The 1044-nt window shown below is 38.0% G+C and carries 1 protein-coding gene and 1 pseudogene; both read right to left on the reverse strand.

Annotation, left to right across the window (positions count from 1 at the left end):
- Positions 1 to 701: hypothetical protein (locus tag AB3H90_RS14330; protein WP_368016916.1), on the reverse strand; the 701-nt coding region annotated here is incomplete at its 3' end.
- Positions 702 to 715: 14 nt separating this feature from the next.
- A pseudogene (locus AB3H90_RS14335) lies at positions 716 to 1044 on the reverse strand (hypothetical protein); the annotation flags it as partial.

The raw sequence follows: 1044 nt of genomic DNA on the forward strand, positions 1-1044 counted from the left end.
GTAGTGGCCAATCGACATTTATTAAAACGTAATACCACGTTGTCACGATAATTAGTAATTTCTATTCGAACATGCCAAATACTTTTTTCGGATGAACCTATGCCTGTGAACATAATAACTGGGTTATCTACTGCTGGTGTTTCAAACGTAAACTGTGTACCTATACCCTTGACATGAAATCGTAAACGACTAAAACGACGTGTACTAGCTGTTAAATTCATATTTTGTCCTACAGCACAATCTGATTCGCCAGCTTTCCATAATTTTGTTACTTGTTCAATTCGTTTCCAATTTCTTGAATTGTAGCCACCTTCGCCACCTTCTTTGCTTGAATTGATATAAAAAATACTTCCGTTTGATACGTCAATCATCACATAAGTCTTACGTTGAGAGTGTTCCCCGAAAACGTGTAACTGGATAATTTGTCCAGGGAGCATTGGATCGGGCGTTCCCATTTCGTCAGCCCAAGCCCATACAGTAGCGTAATGCCCAAATGGAATATTCCAGAAACTATACTTCTCACTTAAGTAATTATCCTTAATTAAATGACCGGTTGCTTGTGCTACGGTTTCAGGTGAAGCAAAACCTGCATTTCTCTCAGTAGCAAGCGCATGTGCTTGTTGGTCGTTACCATCACAATGAATAGCAAATTGTTCTAACATGTGATCAATTGCTTGATCTCTTGTCATATTTTCAAACATTATCCACCACTCCTTCAATATAAAAATGATCGTTTGGTTGCTCGTCCCACACCGTTCATTATCAATTTTCTTGCTGTTTTATCAATTGACAATTGATAAAAAGCTTCAAAATCAACACTAGTGTCTTTAGTAAATGCACAAGTTCCAACTATCATTTTCAAAGTACCGAGATTTCTCACCGTTTCCCAATGTTCATGCCCGCAAATGTAGGCAATAATGACACCTGGTCCTTTTGTGCTAAAATCAAATACTTCACTTCCTGTAACGGATTCCGATGGTTCTCCAGTTAGCGAATCATAATCAATGGTTACTGACACACCTTGTTTAAACCCATCAATAAGTG

This window comes from Enterococcus sp. C63 (assembly GCF_040887215.1).
GTDB classification, from domain to species: Bacteria; Bacillota; Bacilli; order Lactobacillales; family Enterococcaceae; genus Enterococcus_B; species Enterococcus_B hirae.